This is a genomic window from Stenotrophomonas maltophilia group sp. LNF247, assembly GCF_054083135.1.
In genome coordinates this window covers 18,998-42,145 of the sequence record NZ_JBSRQL010000007.1, presented here as the reverse complement: position 1 = coordinate 42,145, position 23,148 = coordinate 18,998, and the positions used below count along the sequence as shown (strand labels likewise).

General features: G+C 65.8%; 20 protein-coding genes. 11 read left to right on the top strand and 9 right to left on the bottom strand.

Annotated features, from left to right (window positions below; genetic code table 11):
* Position 1: 1 nt before the first annotated feature.
* The 4 genes from ACTXG9_RS09045 to ACTXG9_RS09030 all read left to right on the top strand — a co-directional run bounded on the left by ACTXG9_RS09045 (position 2) and on the right by ACTXG9_RS09030 (position 6,498).
* Entirely contained in the window at positions 2-1,030 is a 1,029-nt protein-coding gene (locus ACTXG9_RS09045) for an SIS domain-containing protein (protein ID WP_021204669.1), read from the top strand.
* On the top strand, positions 1,030-2,178 hold the full coding sequence (nagA, locus tag ACTXG9_RS09040; protein WP_111102097.1) for an N-acetylglucosamine-6-phosphate deacetylase: 1,149 nt from the start codon (positions 1,030-1,032) through the stop codon (positions 2,176-2,178). The genes ACTXG9_RS09045 and nagA overlap by 1 nt, the downstream gene beginning before the upstream one ends.
* Positions 2,178-3,245 (top strand): acyltransferase family protein, encoded by a 1,068-nt coding sequence (locus ACTXG9_RS09035; RefSeq protein WP_197575835.1) that lies wholly within the window; start codon positions 2,178-2,180, stop codon positions 3,243-3,245. Before nagA ends, ACTXG9_RS09035 begins: the two co-directional genes overlap by 1 nt.
* A 226-nt stretch (positions 3,246-3,471) precedes the next feature.
* Positions 3,472-6,498 carry an autotransporter family protein gene (locus tag ACTXG9_RS09030; protein ID WP_111102096.1) on the top strand — a complete coding sequence of 1,009 codons (3,027 nt, stop codon included), beginning with the start codon at positions 3,472-3,474 and terminating at the stop codon, positions 6,496-6,498.
* 92 nt (positions 6,499-6,590) lie between these two features.
* Here the strand turns inward: ACTXG9_RS09030 and ACTXG9_RS09025 are convergent, their stop codons facing one another.
* Complete coding sequence (locus ACTXG9_RS09025; protein WP_152525823.1) at positions 6,591-6,953, bottom strand: hypothetical protein; 363 nt, start codon at positions 6,951-6,953, stop codon at positions 6,591-6,593.
* A 30-nt stretch (positions 6,954-6,983) separates the two neighbouring features.
* Positions 6,984-7,430, bottom strand: coding sequence for a hypothetical protein (locus tag ACTXG9_RS09020; protein WP_021204664.1), 447 nt, complete (start codon positions 7,428-7,430; stop codon positions 6,984-6,986).
* Between the two features lie 415 nt (positions 7,431-7,845).
* Between ACTXG9_RS09020 and ACTXG9_RS09015 the strand changes: the two genes are divergently transcribed.
* The 4 genes from ACTXG9_RS09015 (at position 7,846) to ACTXG9_RS09000 (ending at position 10,634) form a co-directional block, all read left to right on the top strand.
* Positions 7,846-8,889, top strand: coding sequence for a S41 family peptidase (locus ACTXG9_RS09015; RefSeq protein WP_456115580.1), 1,044 nt, complete (start codon positions 7,846-7,848; stop codon positions 8,887-8,889).
* Entirely contained in the window at positions 8,886-9,221 is a 336-nt protein-coding gene (locus ACTXG9_RS09010) for a hypothetical protein (RefSeq protein ID WP_456115579.1), read from the top strand. The genes ACTXG9_RS09015 and ACTXG9_RS09010 overlap by 4 nt, the downstream gene beginning before the upstream one ends.
* Before the next feature lie 50 nt (positions 9,222-9,271).
* A complete protein-coding gene (locus ACTXG9_RS09005) occupies positions 9,272-9,706 on the top strand; it encodes an SseB family protein (RefSeq protein WP_456115578.1) in 435 nt (144 codons plus the stop codon).
* A 115-nt stretch (positions 9,707-9,821) separates the two neighbouring features.
* Positions 9,822-10,634: an RHS repeat-associated core domain-containing protein gene (locus ACTXG9_RS09000; RefSeq protein ID WP_456115577.1), complete on the top strand. Its 813-nt coding sequence runs from the start codon at positions 9,822-9,824 to the stop codon at positions 10,632-10,634.
* Here the strand turns inward: ACTXG9_RS09000 and ACTXG9_RS08995 are convergent.
* From ACTXG9_RS08995 to ACTXG9_RS08985, 3 genes are all read right to left on the bottom strand, one after another.
* The gene (locus ACTXG9_RS08995) at positions 10,621-10,983 is read right to left on the bottom strand and encodes a hypothetical protein (protein WP_457654783.1); all 363 of its coding nucleotides are present in this window, start codon (positions 10,981-10,983) and stop codon (positions 10,621-10,623) included. The genes ACTXG9_RS09000 and ACTXG9_RS08995 overlap by 14 nt on opposite strands.
* Before the next feature lie 83 nt (positions 10,984-11,066).
* Positions 11,067-12,287, bottom strand: a complete 1,221-nt coding sequence (locus ACTXG9_RS08990; protein ID WP_206621862.1) for a multifunctional CCA addition/repair protein — start codon at positions 12,285-12,287, stop codon at positions 11,067-11,069.
* A 119-nt stretch (positions 12,288-12,406) separates the two neighbouring features.
* On the bottom strand, positions 12,407-14,392 hold the full coding sequence (locus tag ACTXG9_RS08985) for a transglycosylase SLT domain-containing protein (protein ID WP_197575840.1): 1,986 nt from the start codon (positions 14,390-14,392) through the stop codon (positions 12,407-12,409).
* A gap of 151 nt (positions 14,393-14,543) precedes the next feature.
* Here ACTXG9_RS08985 and ACTXG9_RS08980 point away from each other — a divergent pair, with 151 nt between their 5' ends.
* Complete coding sequence (locus ACTXG9_RS08980) at positions 14,544-14,951, top strand: ExbD/TolR family protein (RefSeq protein WP_021204654.1); 408 nt, start codon at positions 14,544-14,546, stop codon at positions 14,949-14,951.
* Between the two features lie 9 nt (positions 14,952-14,960).
* Here ACTXG9_RS08980 and ACTXG9_RS08975 read toward each other — a convergent pair whose 3' ends face one another.
* The gene (locus ACTXG9_RS08975) at positions 14,961-15,485 is read right to left on the bottom strand and encodes a hypothetical protein (protein ID WP_456115576.1); all 525 of its coding nucleotides are present in this window, start codon (positions 15,483-15,485) and stop codon (positions 14,961-14,963) included.
* Positions 15,486-15,714: 229 nt separating this feature from the next.
* On the opposite strand from ACTXG9_RS08975, the gene ACTXG9_RS08970 reads away from it, so the two are divergent.
* Positions 15,715-18,525, top strand: a complete 2,811-nt coding sequence (locus ACTXG9_RS08970) for a TonB-dependent receptor (protein ID WP_425605080.1) — start codon at positions 15,715-15,717, stop codon at positions 18,523-18,525.
* Between the two features lie 132 nt (positions 18,526-18,657).
* On the opposite strand, the gene fhuE is transcribed toward ACTXG9_RS08970, so the two are convergent.
* From fhuE to ACTXG9_RS08955, 3 genes are all read right to left on the bottom strand, one after another.
* Positions 18,658-20,823: a ferric-rhodotorulic acid/ferric-coprogen receptor FhuE gene (fhuE, locus tag ACTXG9_RS08965; RefSeq protein ID WP_111098698.1), complete on the bottom strand. Its 2,166-nt coding sequence runs from the start codon at positions 20,821-20,823 to the stop codon at positions 18,658-18,660.
* A gap of 184 nt (positions 20,824-21,007) precedes the next feature.
* Entirely contained in the window at positions 21,008-21,559 is a 552-nt protein-coding gene (locus ACTXG9_RS08960) for a M23 family metallopeptidase (protein ID WP_021204650.1), read from the bottom strand.
* A 77-nt stretch (positions 21,560-21,636) separates the two neighbouring features.
* Positions 21,637-22,119 carry an Lrp/AsnC family transcriptional regulator gene (locus ACTXG9_RS08955; protein WP_021204649.1) on the bottom strand — a complete coding sequence of 161 codons (483 nt, stop codon included), beginning with the start codon at positions 22,117-22,119 and terminating at the stop codon, positions 21,637-21,639.
* A gap of 72 nt (positions 22,120-22,191) precedes the next feature.
* Here ACTXG9_RS08955 and ACTXG9_RS08950 point away from each other — a divergent pair, with 72 nt between their 5' ends.
* Positions 22,192-23,061 carry an EamA family transporter gene (locus ACTXG9_RS08950; protein WP_031270844.1) on the top strand — a complete coding sequence of 290 codons (870 nt, stop codon included), beginning with the start codon at positions 22,192-22,194 and terminating at the stop codon, positions 23,059-23,061.
* The last annotated feature ends 87 nt before the right edge of the window (positions 23,062-23,148 follow it).

Here is a 23,148-nt window from a genome sequence, read left to right as displayed (position 1 = left end):
CATGTCGCTGTCAGACCCCACGTCCACCCTGATGTTCGCCGAGGCCGCTGAAGCGGCCGACGTGGTTGCGCGCCAGTTCTCGCGCAACCACGCCATCATCGAAACCCTGGCCGCCAGCCTGCGTGCTGCACCGCCGCCGTTCGTGGTCACCTGTGCACGCGGCAGCTCCGACCATGCCGCAACCTATGGCAAGTATCTGCTGGAAACCCAGCTGGGCCTGGTGGTCGCGTCGGCCTCGCCATCGGTGGGGTCGGTCTACGCCGCACCATTGCAGCTGCGCGGCGCACTGTTCATCGTCATCTCGCAGTCGGGCAAGAGCCCGGACCTGCTGCGCAACGCCGAGGCCGCCAAGGCGGCCGGTGCGCGCGTGATCGCGCTGGTCAACGTCGAGGATTCACCGCTGGCGCAGCTGGCCGACACGGTCATTCCGCTGCACGCAGGTGCCGAAAAGAGCGTGGCGGCGACCAAGAGCTACCTGGCGTCGCTGGCCGCGCTGCTGCAGCTGGCCGCGTACTGGAAGCAGGACAGCAGCCTGCGTGCGGCGCTGGACCTGCTGCCCGACGCGCTGCGTGAGGCGTGGCAGTGCGACTGGAGCGCGGTGACCGAAGGCCTGGTCGAGGCCACCAACCTGTTCGTGCTCGGCCGTGGCCTGGGCTTGGGGGCGGCCCAGGAAGCGGCGCTGAAGTTCAAGGAAACCTGCAGCCTGCATGCCGAAGCCTACAGCTCGGCCGAGGTCAAGCACGGCCCGATGGCGCTGGTTGACCGTGGATTCCCGGTGCTGGCCTTCGCGCAGCCCGATGAAACCGGCGCCGGCACCCGCGCGGTGGTCGAGGAATTTTCTGCCCGGGGCGCGCAGGTGTGGCTGGCCGGGGCCGGCGGCAACCTGCCGGTGGCTGCAGCGCCGCATCCGTTGTGCGCACCGTTGCTGACCGTGCAGAGCTTCTATCGCGCAATCAATGCGCTGGCGCTGCGCCGTGGTTTCAACCCGGATCTGCCGCCGCATCTGAACAAGGTTACGGAGACGGTGTGATGGCCACGGTCCTGCGCAACGCCCGCATCCTGGCTGGCGAGGAGTTCCGCGACGATCTGGCGGTGGTGATCGAGGACGGTCGCATCAGCGCGCTGCTGCCTGACGCTGCACCGCAGCTGGGCCAGGCGGCCGAGCAGATCGATCTGGACGGCGGCTGGCTGCTGCCCGGCTTCATCGATGTGCAGGTCAATGGCGGTGGCGGCGCGCTGTTCAACAACACGCCGGACGTGGCGGCGCTGCGCACCATTGCGCAGGCGCATCGTCGTTTCGGTACCACCGCGATGCTGCCGACGCTGATCAGCGATGACGTGGCGGTGATGCGCGAAGCCATCGGTGCGATGCGCGAGGCCATCGCGCAGGGCGTGCCGGGCGTGATCGGCATCCACCTGGAAGGCCCGTACATCGCGCCGGCGCGCAAGGGCACGCACGATGCCAGCAAGTTCCGCGTGCCGGACGAAGAAGAGATCGCGCTGGCCGCCTCGCTGGACAACGGCGTGACCCTGCTGACACTGGCGCCGGAACGCGTGCCGCTGGAGACCATCCGTGCGCTGGTCGAACGTGGCGTGATCGTTGCTGCTGGCCACACTGCTGGCACGTACGAAGAGATTCGCGCCGGACTGGATGCTGGGGTGCGTGGCTTCACCCATCTGTACAACGCGATGTCGCCGCTGCAGGGCCGTGAGCCCGGTGCGGTGGGCGCTGCGCTGGAAGACCGCGACAGCTGGATCGGCGTCATTGTCGATGGCGTGCATGTGCATCCGGCCAGCCTGCGCGTGGCGCTGGCGGCCAAGCCGCGCGGCCGCGTGCTGCTGGTGACCGATGCGATGCCGCCGGTCGGTGCCGATGATCCCAGCTACGTGCTCTACGGCGAAACCATCACCGCCATCGACGGCGTGGTGCGCAATGCCGCCGGTTCGCTGGCCGGCTCGGCGCTGGACATGGCCACCGCCGTGCGCAACACCGTGCAGCTGCTCGGCCAGCCGCTGGCCGAAGCCGCACGCATGGCCTCGACTTACCCGGCGCAGTTCCTCAACGTCGACGACCGCCTGGGGCACATCGCCGAGGGCTACCAGGCCGACCTGGTGCTGCTGGATGATGCCCTGCAGGTGCGTGGCACCTGGATTGCCGGACAGTACGAGGCCGCCTGATGAACCCGACGCCGCCACGCCGACTGGGCTCGATCGACGCCCTGCGTGGCATCACCGTGGCGGCGATGCTGCTGGTCAACAACCCGGGCGACTGGAGTGCGGTGTTCGCACCGCTGCGCCATTCGGAATGGCATGGCTGCACGCCCACCGATCTGGTGTTCCCGTTCTTCCTGTTCCTGGTGGGCGTGTCGATGGCGTTCAGCGTAGCGCCGCGCGCGCTGGACGTGTCGGCGCGACCTGCACTGGCGCGCGGCGTGCTGGAGCGCGCGCTGCGCATCCTGCTGGCCGGTGCGCTGCTGCACCTGCTGATCTGGTGGGCGTTGGATACCCATCACTTCCGCATCTGGGGCGTGCTGCAACGCATCGCGGTGTGTGCGGCGTTGGTGGGCGTGCTGGCGGTCTACGCGCGGCCGCGCGTGCAGGTGGGCGCTCTGATCGCGCTGCTGGTGGGGTACACCGTGTTGCTGCTGGGCATCGGTGACCTGGCGCCATGGACCAACCCGGCCAGCCGCCTGGATACCGCGTTGTTCGCGCCGTGGATCTATCAATGGCACGCCGATGCCGGGCAGGGCCATGACCCGGAAGGATTGCTGAGCACGCTGGGCGCGCTGGCCAGTACCGTGCTCGGGCTGTTGGCCGGAGGCCTGCTGCGCAGCGGACGTGCCGCGGCGCTGGCCGGGCTGGGTGTGGCGACTGCGGTGTTGGGCCTGCTGCTGGCGGTGGTGCTGCCGTTGAACAAGCAGTTGTGGACGCCCAGCTACGTGCTGTGGACCGGTGGCCTGGCGGCGCTGGGGCTGTGGCTGGGCCACCTGTTGATCGACCAGAAGGGCTGGCCGGCGCTGGGCCGGCGCTTCGGCGTCAATGCGATCACGGCGTATCTGGGCGCATCGGTGATGTCGGTGGTGCTGATGGCTACCGGGGTTTGGGGGTGGGTCTGGCAGCGACTGGCCACCGCAATGCCGCAGGCGCTGGAGCTGGCGTCCATGCTGCAGGCGCTGGTGTTTGTCGCGCTGTGGTGGGGCGTGGCATGGTGGCTGGACCGGCGGAAGATCTATCTGAAGATCTGATGGCACCTCATCCACGCCATGCGTGGATGCTCTCCGCGCGGCCTGTGACCGCTGCAAAGATGAATAATTTCAGCCACGTGGAGGTGGGGTGATGGCCGATCAAGTTCGCAACTGAACTGTGATGGCCGCCACGCAATTTCACCTATCGAAACCGTTCACCACACGGCAGACTGCCTGCGCAGTACCGCATATCCGCAGTTCCTGATCCCTTGTCCAGGAGTGCTGTATGTCCCGTGCCGTTCCGCGCGCTTTCCGTCCGCGCCGCCTCACCGTTTCCGTGCTGCAGGCCCTGGCTGTCCCGTCCGTCATGCTGCTGAGTGCCAGCGTCGCCTGGGCCGGCTGTGACAGCGCCGCCCCCGTCGCCGGCCAGACGGTCACCTGCGATGCCAATGCGCCGAACCCGCAGACTGTTCCCATCACGGCCAATGGCGCGGCCGGCATCACCATCAATATCGCCAACACGGCACAACTGCAGCAGAGCGGCGGCAGCAGCGCGATTTCGCTTGTTGGTGCTGGTGGGCATCTGTTGTCCAACCTGGGCACGATCAGTTCGGTGGGCGGTGTGGCGGTCCAGCTCGGTGGCGGCAGCCGTGTCGAAAATGCGGGCAGCATCAGCACCGGCAACAACACCGCCCTGCAGTTCGTCGGTGCGGGCGACAGCGTGCTGGTCAACCGCGGAACGATCAGCGGGCGCACCGGCGTACAGTTCGATTCAGGCAACGACCGCCTGGACATGCAGGCCGGCAGCATCAGCGGCGGCGTCCTGCAAGGGGATGGCAACGATGTGCTGCTGCTGGGCAATGGCACCATCGACAGCGTCGACCAGGGCAACGGCGATGACCAGATGACCGTCACCGGCGGCACCGTCACCGGCCTGGTAGCGCAGGGCAGTGGCCGCGATGATTTCGTCATGAGTGGCGGCACGATCGGCGCGCTGCAGCAGGGCGACAACATCGATACCTTCCGCATGAGTGGTGGCCGCATCATCGGCGCGTTCGAGGATGGCGACCAGGCGTGGATGACCGGTGGCCGCATCGGCCGCGTCAACATGAAGCTGGACAAGAACCTGTGGGACCAGTCCGGCGGCACCGTGGATGGCAATGTGGTGACCGGTTTCGACACCGATACCATCATCATCTCGGGTACCGCCTACATCGGCGGCAACATAAGCGTCAGCGGCGGCAACGACAGCGTGACCATCACCGACGGCACCGTGCGCGGGCAGGTACTGCTCAGTACCGGCGATGACACCTTCAACTGGAATGGCGGCGGCATCGTCTACGGCGCGATCGACATGGGCCCGGACAACGACGTGGCCAACCTCAGCAACCTCAACCAAGGCAACCTAGGTGCGGTGCCGCTGTTCGACGGCGGCAGTGGCATCGACCAGCTCAACCTGAGCAACGTCAAGACCACGGGCGTGGGCCGCTTCCAGAACTGGGAGACGATCAGCCTGACCAACAGCACCGAGCTGAGCTTCGATGGCGACCTGGTGCTGGGCGACAGCGCAACCGGCACCGGCACGCTCACCGTGGATGACACCAGTACCGTGTATGCGGGCAGTGGCGGCCATGCCATCCGTCCGTTCAACAGTGGCGCACTGGTGGAGATGGTCAATGCCGGGCGCATCGACCTGACCGGTACCGGCGCGGGCGACGTGTTCACCGTGCGTGGCAATTATCGAGGCGATGGCGGTGGCCTTTACCTGCGTACCGTGCTGGGCGCGGACAAGTCCACCAGCGACCGTCTGGTGATCGACGGCGGTACTGCCACCGGGACCACCGGCATCGGCGTGCTCAATGCCGGCGGTAGCGGCGCCGCCACGCTGGCCGATGGCATCCTGGTGGTGCAGGCCTTGAATGGTGGCCGCACCGCGCCGGGCGCGTTCTCGCTGTTCGCACCGGTTGCGGCCGGTGCCTACGAGTACTTCCTGTTCAAGGGCGGTGTCAGTGCCGGTACCGCCGAGAACTGGTACCTGCGTTCGACGCTGGTGACCGGGCCGACGCCAGCACCCAACGGTGGCGGCAGCGCGACACCGCCACCGCTGACGCCTCCAGTGGCCCCACCGCCGCCGATCATCCCGGCACCGCCGCCGCCGCCCGAAGGCGCCACCGATCCGGACCTGACCGCGGGCGAGACCGCGCCGCCACCACCGCCACCGGAACCCGCGCCGGTGGCGCCACCCAGCGATCCAGCCGTGCCGGACGTGCCAGTGGCCGGCGGTGCGCTGCCCGGAACCGGTGCCCCGCCGACGCCGGGTGCACGCCCCGCCGAGGGCGCGGTGGTGCCGCTGTACCGCGTGGAGACTGCCACCTATGCCGTGGTGCCGCCGCTCCTGCGCGAGACCTCGCTGGCCAGCCTCGGCACCTTCCACGAGCGGCAGGGCGAGCAGCGCCTGCTGTACAACCAGGGCGCATTCCGCACCGCCTGGGGCCGCTTGGTGGGGCAGAGCAGCGAGATCCACTGGAAGGGCGATGCGCAGCCCGGCTTCGATGGCGATGTGATGGGCCTGCAGGCTGGTCTCGACGTGTGGGCCGCTGCCTCCGACAACCATCGCAACCAGATCGGCGTGTTCGTCGGCCGCACCCGCGCGCAGGGCAAGACCACCGGCCTGGCATTGGGCTGGGAGAACGTGCAGGTGGGCCAGAACCGCCTGGACGACAAGCACGTGGGCCTGTACTGGACGTTCACCGACAGCAGCGGCGGCTACATCGACGCCGTGGCGATGCAGAGCCGTTACGACGGCCGCGTGCGTTCCTCGCGCGGGCTTGGCTTCGGCTTGAGCGGTGATGGCACCAGCGTGTCTGTGGAGGCCGGCAAGCCGCTGCTGCGGTTTGGGCAGTCCGCATGGTGGCTGGAACCGCAGCTACAGGTGATCTGGCAACGCACGTCGCTGGACGACCGCCGCGATGAGGTGTCGAGCGTGCGTTTCGACAACGACAACGCCTGGACCGGCCGCATCGGCCTGCGTCTGGCCGGCGATTATCAATTGGCCGACAACGGCTGGCAGCCGTATTTCAAGCTGAATTACCGGCATGGCCGCTCCGGCGAGGACCGCATCCGCTTCGACGACGACACGATCATCAATTCGCAGCGCTCACGCGCGCTCGAAGCCGGTGTCGGCGTGGTAGGGCGCTTCAACCGCACCATCAGCGCGTACGCGGTGGCCGACTACACGCGCGAGCTGGGCGGTGACCGCAACGAGAAGCGCCGCATCATCGAAGGCAACATCGGCCTGCGCGCGGACTGGTAGCGCGCGGTACGGATGTCATGACTCGTTCCGGTGGGTGTCGACCTTGGTCGACACGTCCTGAAATGCCGTTCGCTTTGGGCGATCGGGAATTGCTATGAATTTATGAATCCGTAGATGAGATTACCTTTCTCGAAATGGACATGAAGAATGGCTTCGCTGGGCTCGCCATCCCCGAGGAGATAGCACTCAACTGCAATGTCACCATCACCATAGTCATACGTGGTCATCAACGGTATCAAGTCGCCTGCTGCGCCGTACGCAGGTAGAGGGATGGAAATGGCGGCACCTTCTAGGAAGTACACCGGCAGAAGCTCGTAGATTTCCAGAATCATGACTGAGGTCAGGCCAAAGTCCTCCTGCAGTGTGCTGCTATCCCGATCTGATATCGCCTGCACGAATTTCCGAAGTAATTCATATCTCTTGTCGTCCATGGCTTGATCTGATGGCTTTCTCATGGGTCGATTTTTCCAGCAGGATTGCAACATCTAGCAGCATTCGTTGGCTCGTATCGGCAGCAGCTCGGGCGCGACCAGCGCCCCGGCATGATCGGCCAACACCACCACCGCATGCAGCAACCCTTCCTCCACCTGCGGCGGACACTGCGCCTGCGCATCGTCCGTCTCGCGCGCCGACTGTGCAGCCAGCAACACGCCGCCGCAGGCGGACAATGCGGCAAGGCAGCGCGTTGCCTCGGCCAGTTCCCGACCGCGCGCCTCGCTGAGTTGCCGCTCGCGCCACGCCTGGCCGTCGGCTCCGTGGCTGTGAGCGACGCCGTGCAACCGCGCGAAGAATGCGGAGGGCGGCGCCTGTTCGTGGACTTCGGTGAGCGCATCTTCCAACGCTTCGGCTGCGGTAGTGGACAGCTGCAGGCCGGGCAATGCAGCACCGAGCAGTGCATGCAGGCGTGGATAGGTGGGGTAGGGCGTGTTCATGGCAGCAACCTCACAAGGCAAGGCCACCTGCGGGATGCAAGGTGGCGGGCGGTGCGGGTTGGCGTGCCGGTGAAGCTCTTCACGAGGAAGGACGCCGGCGGATCCGGGGATCCCCACGCACCGCCCGCCGCAGAACGACGGACGGTGCATTGTTCGGGCCGGCAACGACGTTGCAAGCCCGCTCGTGAAAAGCTTCATTCAGGACGCCAATCCCGGTCAGCGCAGGAAGCGCCGACGGAGGCAACCTTCTCGCGTTCTACGTGGCGATGACATGGGCAAAGTTGCAATTTACTGATCGCGTGCACGCTGTCTTGCTGCAACCCGCGGCGGGGCCAGATACGACAGTTCGCGCATGGCGAAAGCCATCACCTGCGGGCTATGCTGTGCGCCTGCCTCAACGACAAGGAAACGTCACATGCAGGTTCGCAAGGGAGTGCGTCGCATTGGTGCGCTGGTGATCGCGCTGGTGGCTGCCAACGCCATGGCCGATACGCCCAAGGCAATCGAAGTGCCCTCGCCGGAGGCGGAGGCCGAGATCCTCAACCTGCTTGAACGGCAGGCGCTGTATCGCGACCGGGTGGACTGGCCTGGCACCCGCACACGACTGCAATCGGTGCAGGGCGACCCCGTGAAGCGGCTGGCGTTGCTGCGCGAAGCCATTGCGGTCAGCACGGGCAATCATGGCGTATGGACGACGACCCAGCGCCAGAGCGAATCCCTTGCGCGCGCTCAGCAGGTCGCCGCCGCCGCCGTGGAAAGGGCCAAGGCCGCCGATGCGGTGGATGCGCGCATCGGCTGGCTGGTCATCGAGGGCTATGCCTCCACGCCCGGCGCGACGCCACAGGAAGCGTTCCGCCAGAACATCCAGCGCGCCGCGCGGTGGCAGCAGGTCATCCGTAGCAAGGACGACGGCATGCGCTGTGGCTGGATCGTCGACCTGCGTGACAACAGCGGTGGCAACATGTGGCCGATGCTGCTGGGCATGGCACCGCTGCTGCGCACCTCGGTGGTGAACAACGAAGATGTGGGGGCGTTCGAAACCGCACAGGGGCCGGAGCGCTGGACGTTGACCGCGACCGCCGTGCAGCGTGCAGGCAAGTCGGTGCTGGACTTCGGCCGGTCCGGGTATGTGCTGCGGCAGCCCGGCGCGCCGGTGGCAGTGCTGTTTGGACCGCGCACCGGCAGTTCGGGCGAGGCCTCGGCGCTGGCGTGGCGTGGTCGTCCGCAGACGCGGAGTTTCGGTCAGCCCACTGCGGGCGTCTCCACTGGCAATGTCGTGCACACGCTTGCCGATGGCAGCCGCCTGCTGCTGACCACCAGCGTGATGCGGGACCGCAATGATCGTGGCGACGGCTTGAAGATCGAGCCCGACCAGCGCGTCGAGGGTGACGCCGCCACCGTGGCCGCCGCCCAAGCCTGGCTGCTGGCCCAGCCCGCCTGCCAGGGCACCCGGTCATGATCCTGATCGGCCAACAGGAACGGGTGCTGATCGTCGGCCCCACCGAAGCCCACCACTGCCTGCGCTGCCAGACGGAAACCGAATTCGCCCCGCAGCTGCGCTACAAAATGGCGCGCATCGACCTGTTGTTTGGCTTCACCTACCAGCGCCGCTACGATCTGGCCTGCACCCGTTGCGAGCACGGCTGGGTGCTGGATACCGAGACCATGGACCAGCAGCTGGGTGGGGTGCCGATCCCGTGGCGGCACCGCTTTGGCCTGCCGCTGATGCTGGTGGTGGTGGCCGGTCTGGCGATGGCCGGGTGGATGTGGCGGCATGGATTCCTCGGTTGAGGAGCGGGCCTGTTAAAGTCTGCCCTGCAATCACGTACCGGAAACCGACCATGGACCACGACACCCCGTTCGAACCCCTCAACGATCTCGAGGTGCGCCTGCTGCAGGCCCAGGACGGCACGCTGACCGCAGCGCAGTTCCTCGATGGCCTGCTGACCTCGACGGCGTTCGTGCTGCTGGACAAGGCCATTGGCGAAGATGGCGCCTGGGACGAGAGCATCTCGCCGCTGGTGCTGACCAGCGAAAGCGGCGAACCGATGTTCGCGGTGTTCACCGCCCCCGAGCGCGCGGGCCTGTGGCACGAGCAGCTGCCGCAGTTCGCGCATGCCATGCCGATCGCGGTGCACGCGCTGCTGGCCGGTATCGGCGACGGCGTCGGCCTGGTGCTGAACCCGGGCCTAGACGTGGGCATGGAGATGATTCCCGATGCCTTGGCCCAGCTGAAGCAGCGTGCGGCGGCGATCACCCGCGGCATGGCGCATTGAGATTGATGGCATAGAAATCGAGCCGTCCTCTTCGTTCCTTGCTGCTAGGCATTGATATGCCATTCGATTTGGGAATGTAAGAGCAAGAGCATTGGTGAAGAGCTTAAGAGCGAATATGCTGTTCAAGGAGAGAGTAGCTATGCGGTCGATAGGTGTTGGTCTAGTTTTCGCTGTTTTCTCTGTAATCCATGCTTTTGAATCCAAAGCGGAAACAGTTACATATATTCATACTGATGCTCTGGGGTCAGTAGTTGCCGAGTCAGATGAGACTGGCCGGACGACAAAGCGCTATAGCTATGAGCCGTACGGAGCGCAGATTGGAACTGGTATTGAAGATGGAGTGGGTTACGCCGGGCACGTGAGTGATTCGGCGACTGGGCTGAGCTACATGCAGCAGCGCTATTACGATCCAGGCTTGGGGCGTTTCTTGTCAGTAGATCCAGTCACAATGTACGGGAATGGTGACGGGAGACATTTCAATGCCTATGCATATGGATTCAACTCACCCTATACATTCAAAGATCCTGATGGCCGTTGTCCAATCTGCCCAGCCCTGTTTGGAGGCGCCGGTGGCATGGCGGTGGACTATGGGATTGAGAAGTACATGAATCCCGGAAAGCCAATCAACAAGACAGAGCTGGCAATTGCCGGCGTTGCTGGAGTTGTAACTGGTGGTACCGGCGGCCTGGTGGTTGGAGCCCTGGCGAGAGGGACGATTTCGATCGGTCAGGTCGTAGCAATTCAAGCGACGGTGGGTGCCGCGACTGGTGTTGCGGGTACGGCTGCACAGGGCGCAATCGAAGGAACACCAGTGACAAGCGCTCAACTGGGCTTATCGGCTGTCGGCGGGAGTGTTGGCAGTTTGGCGGGCAGCGGAATTGGAAAACTCGCTGGAGACTTTCGCAGGCGTCTACTCAAGGGGCAGTGAGTAATATGATGAAGGCGCCAGTGAGTTCACCTGCTGGCATCGGTGCACATATTGCAGAGGCGACTGCGAGCGCCGGCGCAATTGGAGCAAAGCAAGGGGCGGTACAGGGTGCATTGTCTAATGCGGGCCAACGCGGTGCTGATGCCGCAGTTGGAATTGGACAGAAAATCGCTGAGGACAGGTTGAAGTGATGAGATTTTTTAATCGATCTCTCCTTGTGTACGAGCTTGGGCTTCTGGTCGTATTCATACTGGTCGCATTCTTCATCACCCGGTTCAATCCGGTGGAGACGCTCCGGTTGGGTGGATGGCTGTTCCTCTTGATGCAACCCATCTTGTTGGGTGCTCATGCTGTCGACCATTTTTCGCGCAAGCGCCGTCGATAGACGGGAGATGTGAAGGTGCCGGCCAGCGACCGGCACTACCCGGTGCTTCAGCGTGCGGCGGCGATGGCTTTCACCCGCGCCTTGGCCAGCGCTTCGCCGATGGCCGGGCCCTTCAGATGCGTGGTATCCAGATCCCGCGCCTGCACTGACAGCGCCGCCTGGTGCAGGCGCTTGAGTGTTTCGCCCTGTGGGTAGTCGGCGTCCTCGAAGCCGAGCCGGCCGCGCTTGTCGGCCTCGCAGCACAGTGCGATGCGGGCCACCCGTTCCGGCCGGCGCAGCGCATCACAGCGGCCCAGGAGTTCCAGCACGGTGGCATCGCGCAGTTCATCGATGCGGTGCACGTTCAAGTGCTCGCGGCACACCGCTTCGGCCAGCTGCTGGTGTTCGGTGGGAATCTTCAACCGCGCACACAGTGCCTTCAACGGCTTGATGCCGCGCTGCTCGTGCATGATGTGGCGCGGCCATTCCTCCGGCGGGGTCAGGCCCTTGCCGAGATCGTGGGTGAGGGCAGCGAAGCCGACCAGGTCATCGCCGGGGGCGAGCTTCGCGGCCATGTCGCTGACCATTTCCTGGTGGATGCCGGTGTCGACTTCCGGGTGGAATTCAGCACGCTGCGGTACGCCGTACAGTGCTTCCAGTTCGGGCAGGATCGGGCCCAGTGCCTGCGCATCGTGCAGCGTGCGCAGGAAGGCGGAGGGCCGTTCACTGACCAGCGCCTTGCGCAGTTCCTGCCAGACGCGTTCCGGCACCAGCGCGTCCAGTTCACCGCTGGCGGCGACCTCGCGCATCAGTGCCATGGTCTCTTCGGCGACGGTGAAGCCTAGTGGTGCAAAACGGGCCATGAAGCGCGCCGCGCGCAGCACGCGCAGCGGATCCTCGACGAAGGCCGGCCCGACATGGCGCAGCACGCGCTGTTCCAGGTCACGGACACCGCCATAGGGATCGACCAGCGTGCCGGTGTCTTCGTCGCAGGCAATCGCATTGATGGTGAAGTCGCGGCGCTGCAGATCTTCTTCCAGCGTCACCGCCGGATCGGCATCGACCACGAAGCCGCGATAGCCACGGCCGGATTTGCGCTCGGTGCGCGCCAGCGCGTATTCCTCGCCGGTCTCCGGGTGCAGGAACACCGGGAAATCGCGGCCGACGGCGGTGTAGCCCTGCGCTTCCATCTGCGCGGGCGTGGCACCGACCACCACCCAGTCATGGTCGCCGGCAGGTCGCTGCAGCAGGCGGTCGCGCACGGCGCCGCCGACAAGATAGATCTTCATGGTCGGGATCATCGCATGCCCGACTTGTAGAGCCGAGCCCATGCTCGGCTGCTTAGGCGGTAGCGCTACCGGACAGAACAGCAGCCGAGCGTGGGCTCGGCTCTACAGAAGGAGGGTGATCAATCGCCGCCCTGCTCGGCGTCGGCCGCGCAGCTGAAGCGCTTGCGCTTGTCCACCAGGCGGCCCATCAGGCGGTCGCTCAGCGGCAGCGCATCACCATTGAGGCGCCAGTCGTAGATCACGCTGAAGGCCAGCACGCGGGCAACGTACTCGCGGGTTTCCTTGTAGCTGATGGTCTCGATCCACAGGTCCGGATCGAAGCCCGGGCGCTGGCCCTGCCAACGTGCGGTCGGGGTCGGGCCGGCGTTGTACGCGGCGATGGTCACGTACGGCAGGCCGTCGTACTTGTTCATCAGCTGGCGCAGGTAGGCGGTGCCGATCGCGATGTTGGTGTCCGGGTCGTACAGGCTGTCGGCGCCGCCGTAGCCGGTCAGGCCGATGGACTTGGCCACGCTGGCACCGGTGGCCGGCAGCACCTGCATCAGGCCCATGGCGTTGGCAGGCGAGCGCGCACGCGGAGTGAAGGTGCTTTCGGCTCGGATCTCCGCAGCCACCCAGGCCGGGTCGATGGCATTGCGTGCCGACTCGCGGCGGATGGTGGCGTCGTGGTGCAGCGGGAAACGCAGGTCGTACAGGCGCTGTTCCTGCGGCTGCTTGCCGAGCGCGAACACGGCGCGGTCGAACCAGCCGTTGTCCTGCGCGACACGTACCGCCAGGCGGCGCTGGGTGTCATCGAAGCGCGACAGCGCGCTGTTCCATTCGGCCACGGCCCAGCTGGCGCGGTCGATCTGGTACAGCGCCATCGCGCGCTGGATGGCCGGGTCGCGCGCGACCGCTGCCTGTGCCTGCGCGCTGTCATTCGGCTTCCACGGGCACAGCGTGTAGCCCTGCTGCAGCTTGTCGGCGGCCAGGAAACCGTGGAAGGTCGGTGCGCGTGCGGCTTCGCGGAACAGCGGCTGCGCCTGCTGGGCCTGGCCGGTCTTCTCCAGCATCCGGCCTTCGAAGTAGCGCCAGCGCGGGTCGCTGCGCTGCTTGCTGCCCATCTTGCGGATGGCGGTCAGCGCCGCCGGCCAGTCGCCGCGCGACATCGCTTCGCGCACGCGCCATTCGTGCAGGCGTTCGTCATACGCCGATTCCGGCACCGCGTTGAGGCGGCGCGCCGAATCGGGCAGGTAGGACGCCACCGTCCACAGTGCGATCTGGTATAGCACCTGGCCCTGCTGCGCGGCACTCAGGCCCAGCGCCTGGGCGTACTGCGGCAGCTGCTGTTCGGTGGCGGCCGGGTCGGCCTTGGCCAGCTTGGCCAGGCCATCGGTGGCGATGCGCCGGCTGCGTTCGTTGCGCGGCCAGTTCAACGCGCTGGCATTGGGCTTGTCGACAAAGGCAGCGTAATTGTTCGCCAGCGCCAGGTCGGTGGCAGGCAGGCCACGTGCGGCGTTGCGCATCACGGCCGGCTGCTGGGCGTCGGCGGCGGCATCGATGCGTTCCCAGCGCAGGGCGTCGCTCAGGCCACCCTGCGCCTGCAGCACGGCGAAAACGGCATCACAGCCGTCCGGCAGCGACTTGCCGTTCTTGCGCCACAGGTCCTGCGCCTCGCTGATCCACTGCGGATCGACCTTGCCCGTCACCTGGCGCGCGGTCAGTTGCGCACAGCGCAGGCCGGCGTTGTCGGTGGGCACCCAGTTGGCGAGCAGGGTGGGCCAGTCCTGGCGGCGTGCGACCGAGGGCAGCCACACGCTGCGGAACGTGTTGGCCACGGCCTGGCCGTCATAGCGCTTGAGGAAGGCCTGTGCCTGCGCGGTATCGACGGTGTCGATGTTACGGCGCAGGTTGGCGTACTCCAGCCATCCGTAAGCCGGATGGCGGCTGAGTGCAGCGGCCTGGCCGGGATCGAACTGGCCGCGTTCGGCGGCTGCGATCGCGGCCTTCAGCTGCGCGTTCTGGGCGTCGAGGGACTGGGCGTTGGCGCAGCCGATCAGCAGCGTGGTGGCCAAGGGCAGCAGGGACAGGGCAGTTGAAGTGCGTCGGGTCATGGCGACCAGCATAGCGGGCGATGGCTGAATTCAGTTTCGCATTGCGTGCACGCCGAGCGTCGGCAACGACAGCTGAATGACCCCGCGCAGGCCACTGCCGCAGGGGACGGGAGGCGTCGTAACGTCGGCCTTGGGCGAACGGCCCGGCTGCAGGGAGCGGCACATGGCGTTCAGTAGCGCAGGAAGAAGCGGTCCGCTGGCGGACATCAATGTCACGCCACTGGTGGATGTGATGCTGGTGCTGTTGATCATCTTCATCGTGACCGCGCCGATCGTGGCCCGGCCGATTGCCGTGCAGTTACCACAGGCCACCGATCGCACGATCGATCGCCCCGAACCGCCGCCGCCTATCGAGCTGCGCCTGGATGCTGCCAACCAGCTCAGCTGGAATGGCCAGCCCATGACGATCAGCGAGCTTCAGGCGCGCCTGCAGGCACAGGTGGGCGAACATGCCGGCAACCTGCCGGAGCTGCGCATCGCCACCGATCCGGCGGCCGAGTACGAAGGCATGGCGAGGATTCTGGCCGCGGCCGAGGCGACCGGTATGGAGCGGATTGCCTTCGTGCGATAGAGCGTTGTCTCACTGCCGCTCATGCGGTGATTGCTGCATGGGCGGCGCTTGCCCCGCTGACAGCGTCGCATCCTGGATCCGCAGAAAAGCCATTTCAATCTGCGCTGGAACCGGGGTCGGATTTGCTCGCCACTTTCCGCTCTCAGGGTCATGTTCAACGTCGAAAGCAGTCAACTCGGCTCTCTCGAAATCCACCACAACCGTCAGTCCCTCTCCCGAGGCCAAGGCCGCATTGCTGGGAGAGGGGCAGTCGTTGCACTCGATTACGCCGCCCGCTCTCGATTCGCCTGCCAGGAAAAGAAGCAGCGTCATCACCATCGTAATGCCCGGCGCGCCACTTGCTGGTTTCATGATCGATCCTCCTGCGATTGGCTGGAGGTTCGAGTCTGCACCGGACGGATCAGCGGGGCCTTCTGAATCAAGCAATTTCAGACTACTTCTGAAACGGTTCGGCAAAGACCTGTTCGATAAATGCGGCAACTCCCGGCGCGCGATGTCGTGGCCGGCATCAAGGCCGCGTGCCGTGAACACCATCGCAAGGTCATAACCGCAGCTATTTGACGCAAAGCACCTGTAATTGCGTCAATTCCACGTGAAAGAGTGTCGACCGTCACGCCGGGCCTTTTACCACTTGTTTACAAAGGAGACGCTGCCGCCATGCAGGGGGGAGCGCGGCAGTCCATGTCCCGACATTCCTTTGGAGAGAGAGCGAATGAATCACCTGCACCACCGCCCGTTGGCGGTTGCCGTCGCGCTGTGCGTGATGGCCCTGGCACCGCTGGGTGCCGCTGCACAATCCACCACCAACCTCGATGCGGTGGAAGTGACCGGCACCCGCATCAAGCGCGCTGAAGTCGAAGGCCAGGTGCCGATCCAGACATTGACGCGCGGTGACATCGAACGCACCGGCCTGACCTCGATCGGCGAAGTGCTGCAGCAGCTCACCGGTTCCGGTTCGGCGCTCAACGCCAAGTTCAACTCGTCCGGCAACTTCGGTTTCCCGCCCGATGGCAGTGGCGTGGGTGCCGGCTCGGCGCAGGTCGACCTGCGCCACCTGGGGGCCAAGCGCGTGCTGGTGCTGGTCGATGGCATCCGCTGGGTCAATGAGTCGTCCGCCTCCGGCGTCGGCTCGGCCACCGATCTCAATACCATTCCGCTGGCCATCGTCGAGCGCATCGAAGTGCTGGAAGATGGCGCGTCGTCGCTGTACGGTTCCGACGCCATTGCCGGCGTGGTCAACATCATCACCCGCCGTGACTTCGATGGTGGCCAGGTGACGCTGAACTACGGCGAGTACAGCAAGGGCGACGGCACCCAGAAGGGCGTGGATCTGGCTTGGGGCAAGAGCGGCGACCGCTTCAGCCTGTTCCTGGGCGCCAGCTGGACCAAGCAGGATCCGGTGTTTGCCAAGGACCGCGAACAGTCGCGCTTCCCGATTCCCGGCACCGGTCTGGCCTTCGGCAGCGGCGGCATTCCGCAGGGCCGTTTCATGTTCACCGACCCGAACACCGGCGCGGTGCAGAACATCGTGCCCAATACCGGCGTGAGCAATCCGCGCTACGACGGCAGTGCCGGCTGCAGCCGCACGGATGACTACCACTGCTTCGCTACCGCCGACCGCTTCAACTTCGCCGAATACAACATGGTGCTGACACCGTCGGAGCGTAAAGGCCTGTTCGGCCAGTTCCGCTTCGACATCACCGACAACGTGCAGTGGTACGTCAAGGCACTGGGCAACCGTCGCGAGTCGACCAACCAGGCCGGCCCCGAGCCGCTGTTCTTCGGCCCCGATGGCGCCACCGGCAATCCGCTGGCCGACAACATCACCGTGTCTGCACTCAACCCGTACAACCCGTTCGGGTTTGACCTGGTAGCGGGCGACAACCTGAGCCTGATCGGCCGCCGTCCGGTGGAAGGCGGTGCGCGCGTGTTCAAGCAGGAAGTGGACACCACCTATTTCGCCACCGGCCTGGTCGGTGACTTCCATGCCGCCGACCGCAGCTGGTACTGGGACGTCAACGGCATGTACAGCAAGAACAAGGCCGAACAGACCAACTACGGCAGCTATGACATCTACAAGGTGAACATGGCGCTGGGCGATCCGGCGGTGTGCGCGGCCACGCCGGGCTGCGTGCCGCTGAACATCTTTGGTGGCGTCGGTTCGATCACCCCGGACATGCTGAAGTGGATCCAGCCGGTGGTGCGCGACCGCAGTCAGAACGAGCTGAGCCTGTTCACCGCCAACCTGTCCAGCGAGCTGTTCTCGCTGCCGGCAGGTCCGGTGTCCTTCGCCACCGGTTTCGAGTACCGCAAGTACAAGGGCTCCTACCAGCCCGATCCGCTGACGGTGATTGGTCACTACAACGGCGTGCCGTCGCAGCCGACCTCCGGTTCCTACGATGTCAACGAGGCTTACCTGGAGTTGAGCGTGCCGATCTTCGCCGATTCCTCGTTCGGCAAGAAGCTGGACCTGAGCCTGGCCGGCCGTTATTCGGACTACTCCACCTTCGGTGGCGAGTTCACGCCCAAGTACGGCCTGCGCTGGCAGGTGACCGATGATTTCGTGCTGCGCACCACCTACGCCGAGGGCTTCCGCGCGCCGTCGATCGGTGAACTGTACGGCTCGGCGGCGCGTGCCGACCTGCAGCTGTTCGATCCGTGCTCTGTGGGCCTGGGCGGTACGCCGCCGCGTGGCAGCGCGGCCAACTGTGCTGCGCTGGGCGTACCGGCCGGGTTCCAGCAGGCCAACTCGCAGATCTCGGTGACCACCGGCGGCAACCGCGAGCTGGACCCGGAGCGCTCGCGCAGCTTCAGTGCCGGCTTCGTGTGGAGCCCGTGGTTCGGCAACAATGCCTCGTGGTCGGAGCGCTTCGATGTGGAGGTGACCTTCTACCGCCATGCCATCGACGGTGCGATCCAGGCAATCAACGCGCAGACCCAGCTGGACCTGTGCGTGGAGACGCTGGACCCGATCTACTGTGATGGCATTACCCGTGCAAGCACCGGTGCGGTCAGCAGCTTCAACAACCGCCTGACCAACCTGGGGTCGATCAAGACCGACGGCTGGGATGTGGATCTGTTCTGGACGCTGCCGCAGACGTCCATCGGCCAGTTCAAGCTGGGCTGGAAGAACACCTTTGTCGGCCGCTACGAGGCCACCGGCGCGGCCGGGCAGAAGCAGCCGCAGAAGCCCGGCGTGGAAGTGGCTGACAGTTCGATTCCCGAATGGACCAGCAACGCCAGCATCGGCTGGACGCTGGACCGCTGGAGCGCCAACTGGACGGTGCGGCACATCTCCGAGCTGACCGAGAACTGTGGCGATGCCGCGGCCTTCCCGGTGTGCAGCAACCAGGCTGCGGGTACCAACACGCTGTCGGCCACCACCTTCCACGACATGCAGGTGGGCTACAAGATCGACTGGATGAAGGGGTTGCAGCTGACCGCCGGCCTGAACAACGTGTTCGACAAGGATCCGCCGATCTGCCTGTCGTGCTCGTTGAACGGCTACGACGCCTCGACCTACGACATCCCGCGTGGCCGTTACTGGTACCTGCGCGCGGACCTGCGCTTCTGATGTGAGGGTGGCAGCGCCGGACAGTTCCGGCGCTGCCTTGCGGATGTAGCGCCGAGCCCGCGCTCGGCTGATTCTCTGAGCCGAGCATGGGCTCGGCTCTACAGGTGCGGCGCGGTCGTACCCCGCGTCTGATCAGAACGCCCAGGTGAACGTCAGCGAGCCGTTGCGGCCATCGCCGTAGGCACCGTAGCCGTTGATCTGCGACAGGTACTTCTTGTCCAGCAGGTTGTTGAGGTTGGCCTGCACGCTGAACTCCGACGAGATGCGGTAGCGCACGAAGGCGCTGACCAGTGCGTAGCCGCTCTGCTCGATGCGGCCGTAGGCCGGCACCGGGTAGTAGATGCGGTTCTGCCAGTTGGCACCGCCACCGACGGTCAGTGCCTGCAGCGACTGCGGGGTGTAGCTGGTGAACAGCTTCAGTGCGGTCTGCGGCAGGTTGGTGTTGATGTCGGCGTCGTTGATGTCCTTGGCCACGTAGCGCGACGCACCGAAGGTCGCATTCCAGCCCGGGGCGAGTTCGCCGTTCACCTCGAACTCGAAGCCGCGGCTGACGGTGCCGCGTGCGGCGCGATAGGCGAACTCGTTCTGGCTGCCCTGCACGGGTTCACCGGTGGCCTGGCCGACGTTGTCCTGTTCGATGCGGAACACCGCCAGCGAGGCATTCAGGCGGTTGTCGAACCACGCCCCCTTGACGCCCACTTCGTAGCTCTTGCCATCGACCGGATCGAGGTAGCTGCCGTTGCGGTCCTTCAGCGTCTGCGGCTGGAAGATTTCGGTGTAGCTGGCGTAGGTCGAGTACGTCCCGTTGATGTCGAAGACCAGGCCAGCGTACGGCGTGGTCACCTTGTGCGCGCGGTCGGCGCCTTCACCCTCGCTCTTCCAGTCAGTGTAGCGTGCGCCAATGATCAGCTTCAGCGGATCGGCCAGCGACAGGCGCGCGGCCGCGTAACCGGCCTTCTGCGTGATGGTGCCCTCGCTGGCCAGGGCCAGCGGGTTCCAGTTCGGCTCACCGATCTTGCCCGTCCAGTTCAGATAGCTGGCGAACGGATCCCAGGTCTGGCCCGGGCCACCGACCTGGTAGTCGCCGTAGTTGGCGTACTCGCGCCTGTTGTAGCTGAGGCCGGCCATCAGCTGGTGCTCGCGGCCGAACAGCTGGAACGGGCCGTCAATGTAGCCATCAACGCCGGTGACCTTGCGCTCAGTGTTGTAGAAGCCTGCGGATGGCGAGATGCCCGCGCCGGTGGTCCTGTCGAAGTTCGATTCGCCCGTGGTCCAGTCGTTGTAGGCCGGGTAGAACAGTTTGTCGTCGGCCTTGGTCTCATCGTGCGTGGCGCCAACCTTGAACTTCCAGCCATTGCTGAAGGCGTGCTGCAGGGTGGCGAAGGCGCGCTTGCTGGTGGTGTCCCAGTAGGTCCAGTCCGGGCTGGCGTTGAACGATTCGTCGTAGCCGGTGCGCGAGCCATCCGAATACAGCATCGGGAAACCGCCCCAGGTCGCGCCGTTGGCGCGCTTCTGCTGGTAGTCGTAGCCCACGCTCAACTGGGTGTCCGGAGTCAGGTCGGCGTCGATGACGGCATAGCCCAGCGTCTTGCGCTGGTTGTAGCGGTCCATCTGGCCATCGGTGTCCAGGTAGCTGCCGATTACGCGGCCGCGCACCGTGCCACTGGCGTTGAGCGCGCTGCCTACGTCCACGGTGGTGCGGGTGCGGCCCCAGCTGCCGACGTTCACCGACACGCTGCCGGCCAGCTCGGCACTGTCGGCATGCTTGCGGATCAGGTTCACCGACGCGGACGGATTGCCGGCACCACTGAGCAGGCCGGTGGCGCCACGCACCACTTCCACGCGGTCGTACAGCGCAAGGTCCAGGCCGGAATCACCGTAGCTCCAGTTCTGCACCATCTGCGTGGGCAGGCCATCGAACTGGTAGGCGTCGATGTAGAACCCACGTGCGTAGAACTCGGTGCGCTCGCTGTCGGACTGGGTACTGGTCACGCCGGTGGTGTTGGCCAGCACGTCGATGATGTCGTCCAGGTTCTGATCTTCGATGCGCTGGTGGCTGATGATGCTGAGCGACTGCGGGATCTCGCGCGGTGCCAGGTCGAAGCGGGTACCGGCCGAGGTTCGGCGCACCGAATAGCCTTCGGCGCGTTCGCCCTTGACCACTACCTTGTCCAATGTGGTCGGGTCGGCGGCGGTGTCGGCGAAGGCGGCCGGGGCCGGGGCCAGGGCGCAGAGTGCAACGAGTACGGCAACGGACAGCCGCTGCGGCTGCGGGATACGGAAGGCGGAACGGGTCATGGGGGTCCTGGACGAGCACGCGCGCTCGGCCGGCATCCAGAAGGCGAGGCGCTACGGGGGGAAACGGGCGGGCAGGCCGTCCTGGCACCACCGGAAACGCAAGAAATGGTAATACGAACTATTCCTATTTACAAATCATGAACGAGGTAGGCACTCACGCGGGCCGCGACGCAGCGCATTGGGTTCAGCGCAGCAGCGGCAGCGGATCGCGCGCGCCATCGGCGCCGTAGATGCCCCAGTGCAGGTGGGGCGGCGTGCCCTTGGCATTGCCGCTGTCGCCTACATGCCCGAGCAGGTCGCCGGCCTGGACCACCTGGCCGCGCGCCAGGCCCTCGGCCCAGTCGTCCAGATGGGCGTAGTAGTAACGTTCACGCCCGGGCCCGATCACCCAGACCTGGCGGCCACCGAGGCCGCGCTCGCTGACGTCCGCGATGACGCCGGCAGTGACGCTGCGCACCGCGGTGCCGCGCTTGGCGAAGATGTCGATGCCGGCGTGGGAGCGGTCACGGCCACGTGGTGCGCCGAAGGTGTTGGCGATCTGGCGTGGCCGCACGCCGTCCACTGGCACCGGCAGTTGCGTGGCCGGCGGCATCCGCGCGAGTGTCCACAGCATCTTCGGTGCGGCGGCCCAGGGACTGTTCCACAACGCCATCATCGCAACGACGGCAATGGCCAGCCACAGGCCGCGCAGCAACCAGCGGCGCAGGCGGTGGGCGTGGGAGGGCGATGTGTTCATGGTCTCCGACTGTAGCGCCGAGCCATGCTCGGCGGCTGTTACTTTGCGGTCAAAGCGCAGTCGAGCATGGCTCAGCGCTACAGAACCGGGGCCAGCGGCACTTTGAAACTGCGCTTCAACGTTCCCAGTGCTACCGAGGTGCGGAAGCGCTCGATGTTGTCATCGCCGCCGAACAACCGCTCGGTGATCGCCTCGTACTCCTCCATCGACGCGGCCGACACCAGCAGCAGGAAATCGCCGTCGCCGGTGATCGAGTAGCACTGCTGCACCGCCGGGTCGTCCTGCACGCGGCGCTTGAACGGCGCCACGTGATCACGCTGCTCGCTGACCACGCGCACTTCGACGATGATGGTCAGCGGTCGCCCGACCTTGGCTGCGGCGACTACCGCCACGTTGGCCGAGATCACACCGCTGTCCTGCAGGCGTTTGATCCGGCGTTGCACGGCCGGGGTGGACAGGTGCACGGTCTCGGCGATCTCGCGCTGCGGCAGGGTGTTGTCCCGCTGCAGCAGGTCGAGGATGGCGCGGTCGAAGCTGTCGAGCACGGGGGCGGTGGCCATGGCGAGCAGAAGTTGCACGAACGGGCTGTCAATTGAGCCAAGTGCTCGGCGCTGGCGCAATAGACTTTGCGCATGCAGACCTCACGACTTGCGCCGATGTTGCCGGCGCTGGCGGTGCTCGGCTCGGTCACCTCGCTGGCCATCGGCACCTCCTACGCAAAACACCTGTTCCCGCTGATCGGCGCCCAGGGCACCAGCGCGCTGCGTGTGGGCTTCTCGGCCCTGTTGCTGCTGATGTTCTGGCGGCCATGGCGCTGGAAGACCAGCTGCGTGGATGCGATCACCATCCTGCGCTACGGGCTCACCCTGGGCCTGATGAACCTGCTGTTCTACATGGCCCTGCGCACGATTCCCTTCGGCATCGCGGTGGCCATCGAGTTCACCGGGCCGCTGACGGTGGCGATGCTGTCATCACGACGCCCGATCGATCTCCTCTGGGTAGGCTGCGCGGCGGTGGGGCTGCTGTTGCTCCTGCCGATCGGCGGTGGCCCCGCGCTGGACCCGGCCGGTGTGCTGTACGCGACGGGCGCTGCGGCCTGCTGGGGCCTGTACATCGTGTTCGGCAAGCGTGCCGGTCATCTGCATGCCGGGCACTCGGTCTCGCTGGGGCTGCTGGCGGCGTCTCTGGTGGTGGTACCGGTGGGCGTGGTGCATGCCGGTGCCGCGCTGCTCGACCCGAAGATCCTGGCGGCGGGCCTGCTGGTGGCACTGGTGTCCAGCGCGATCCCGATGTCGCTGGAAATGATGGCGCTCAAGCGCCTGCCGAAGGAGACCTTTGGCATCCTGATCAGCATGGAGCCGGCCGTGGCCGCGCTGTGGGCGATGCTGCTGCTGCACGAGCACCTGCATGGATTGCAGTGGCTGGCGATCGGTTGCACGGTGCTGGCCTCGGTGGGCAGCACGATGACCGCGCGGCGGTTGAAGGCACCCGTCACCGCCTGAAAAAAAGGGGACGGAGGGGATTAAGTCGTTTATGCCCCGATTTAGGGGGCGCCGGGCGGCGCCCGGCGCAGAGCGTGCGGACCAACG

Excerpts from the sequence above, each read along its gene's own strand:
- ACTXG9_RS09045 (WP_021204669.1), top strand. The coding sequence starts at position 2 with ATGTCGCTGTCAGACCCCACGTCCACCCTGATGTTCGCCGAGGCCGCT.
- nagA (WP_111102097.1), top strand. The coding sequence starts at position 1,030 with ATGGCCACGGTCCTGCGCAACGCCCGCATCCTGGCTGGCGAGGAGTTC.
- ACTXG9_RS09035 (WP_197575835.1), top strand. The coding sequence starts at position 2,178 with ATGAACCCGACGCCGCCACGCCGACTGGGCTCGATCGACGCCCTGCGT.
- ACTXG9_RS09030 (WP_111102096.1), top strand. The coding sequence starts at position 3,472 with ATGTCCCGTGCCGTTCCGCGCGCTTTCCGTCCGCGCCGCCTCACCGTT.
- ACTXG9_RS09025 (WP_152525823.1), bottom strand. The coding sequence starts at position 6,953 with ATGAGAAAGCCATCAGATCAAGCCATGGACGACAAGAGATATGAATTA.
- ACTXG9_RS09020 (WP_021204664.1), bottom strand. The coding sequence starts at position 7,430 with ATGAACACGCCCTACCCCACCTATCCACGCCTGCATGCACTGCTCGGT.
- ACTXG9_RS09015 (WP_456115580.1), top strand. The coding sequence starts at position 7,846 with ATGCAGGTTCGCAAGGGAGTGCGTCGCATTGGTGCGCTGGTGATCGCG.
- ACTXG9_RS09010 (WP_456115579.1), top strand. The coding sequence starts at position 8,886 with ATGATCCTGATCGGCCAACAGGAACGGGTGCTGATCGTCGGCCCCACC.
- ACTXG9_RS09005 (WP_456115578.1), top strand. The coding sequence starts at position 9,272 with ATGGACCACGACACCCCGTTCGAACCCCTCAACGATCTCGAGGTGCGC.
- ACTXG9_RS09000 (WP_456115577.1), top strand. The coding sequence starts at position 9,822 with ATGCTGTTCAAGGAGAGAGTAGCTATGCGGTCGATAGGTGTTGGTCTA.
- ACTXG9_RS08995 (WP_457654783.1), bottom strand. The coding sequence starts at position 10,983 with ATGAGCACCCAACAAGATGGGTTGCATCAAGAGGAACAGCCATCCACC.
- ACTXG9_RS08990 (WP_206621862.1), bottom strand. The coding sequence starts at position 12,287 with ATGAAGATCTATCTTGTCGGCGGCGCCGTGCGCGACCGCCTGCTGCAG.
- ACTXG9_RS08985 (WP_197575840.1), bottom strand. The coding sequence starts at position 14,392 with ATGCTGGTCGCCATGACCCGACGCACTTCAACTGCCCTGTCCCTGCTG.
- ACTXG9_RS08980 (WP_021204654.1), top strand. The coding sequence starts at position 14,544 with ATGGCGTTCAGTAGCGCAGGAAGAAGCGGTCCGCTGGCGGACATCAAT.
- ACTXG9_RS08975 (WP_456115576.1), bottom strand. The coding sequence starts at position 15,485 with ATGGTGTTCACGGCACGCGGCCTTGATGCCGGCCACGACATCGCGCGC.
- ACTXG9_RS08970 (WP_425605080.1), top strand. The coding sequence starts at position 15,715 with ATGGCCCTGGCACCGCTGGGTGCCGCTGCACAATCCACCACCAACCTC.
- fhuE (WP_111098698.1), bottom strand. The coding sequence starts at position 20,823 with ATGACCCGTTCCGCCTTCCGTATCCCGCAGCCGCAGCGGCTGTCCGTT.
- ACTXG9_RS08960 (WP_021204650.1), bottom strand. The coding sequence starts at position 21,559 with ATGAACACATCGCCCTCCCACGCCCACCGCCTGCGCCGCTGGTTGCTG.
- ACTXG9_RS08955 (WP_021204649.1), bottom strand. The coding sequence starts at position 22,119 with ATGGCCACCGCCCCCGTGCTCGACAGCTTCGACCGCGCCATCCTCGAC.
- ACTXG9_RS08950 (WP_031270844.1), top strand. The coding sequence starts at position 22,192 with ATGCAGACCTCACGACTTGCGCCGATGTTGCCGGCGCTGGCGGTGCTC.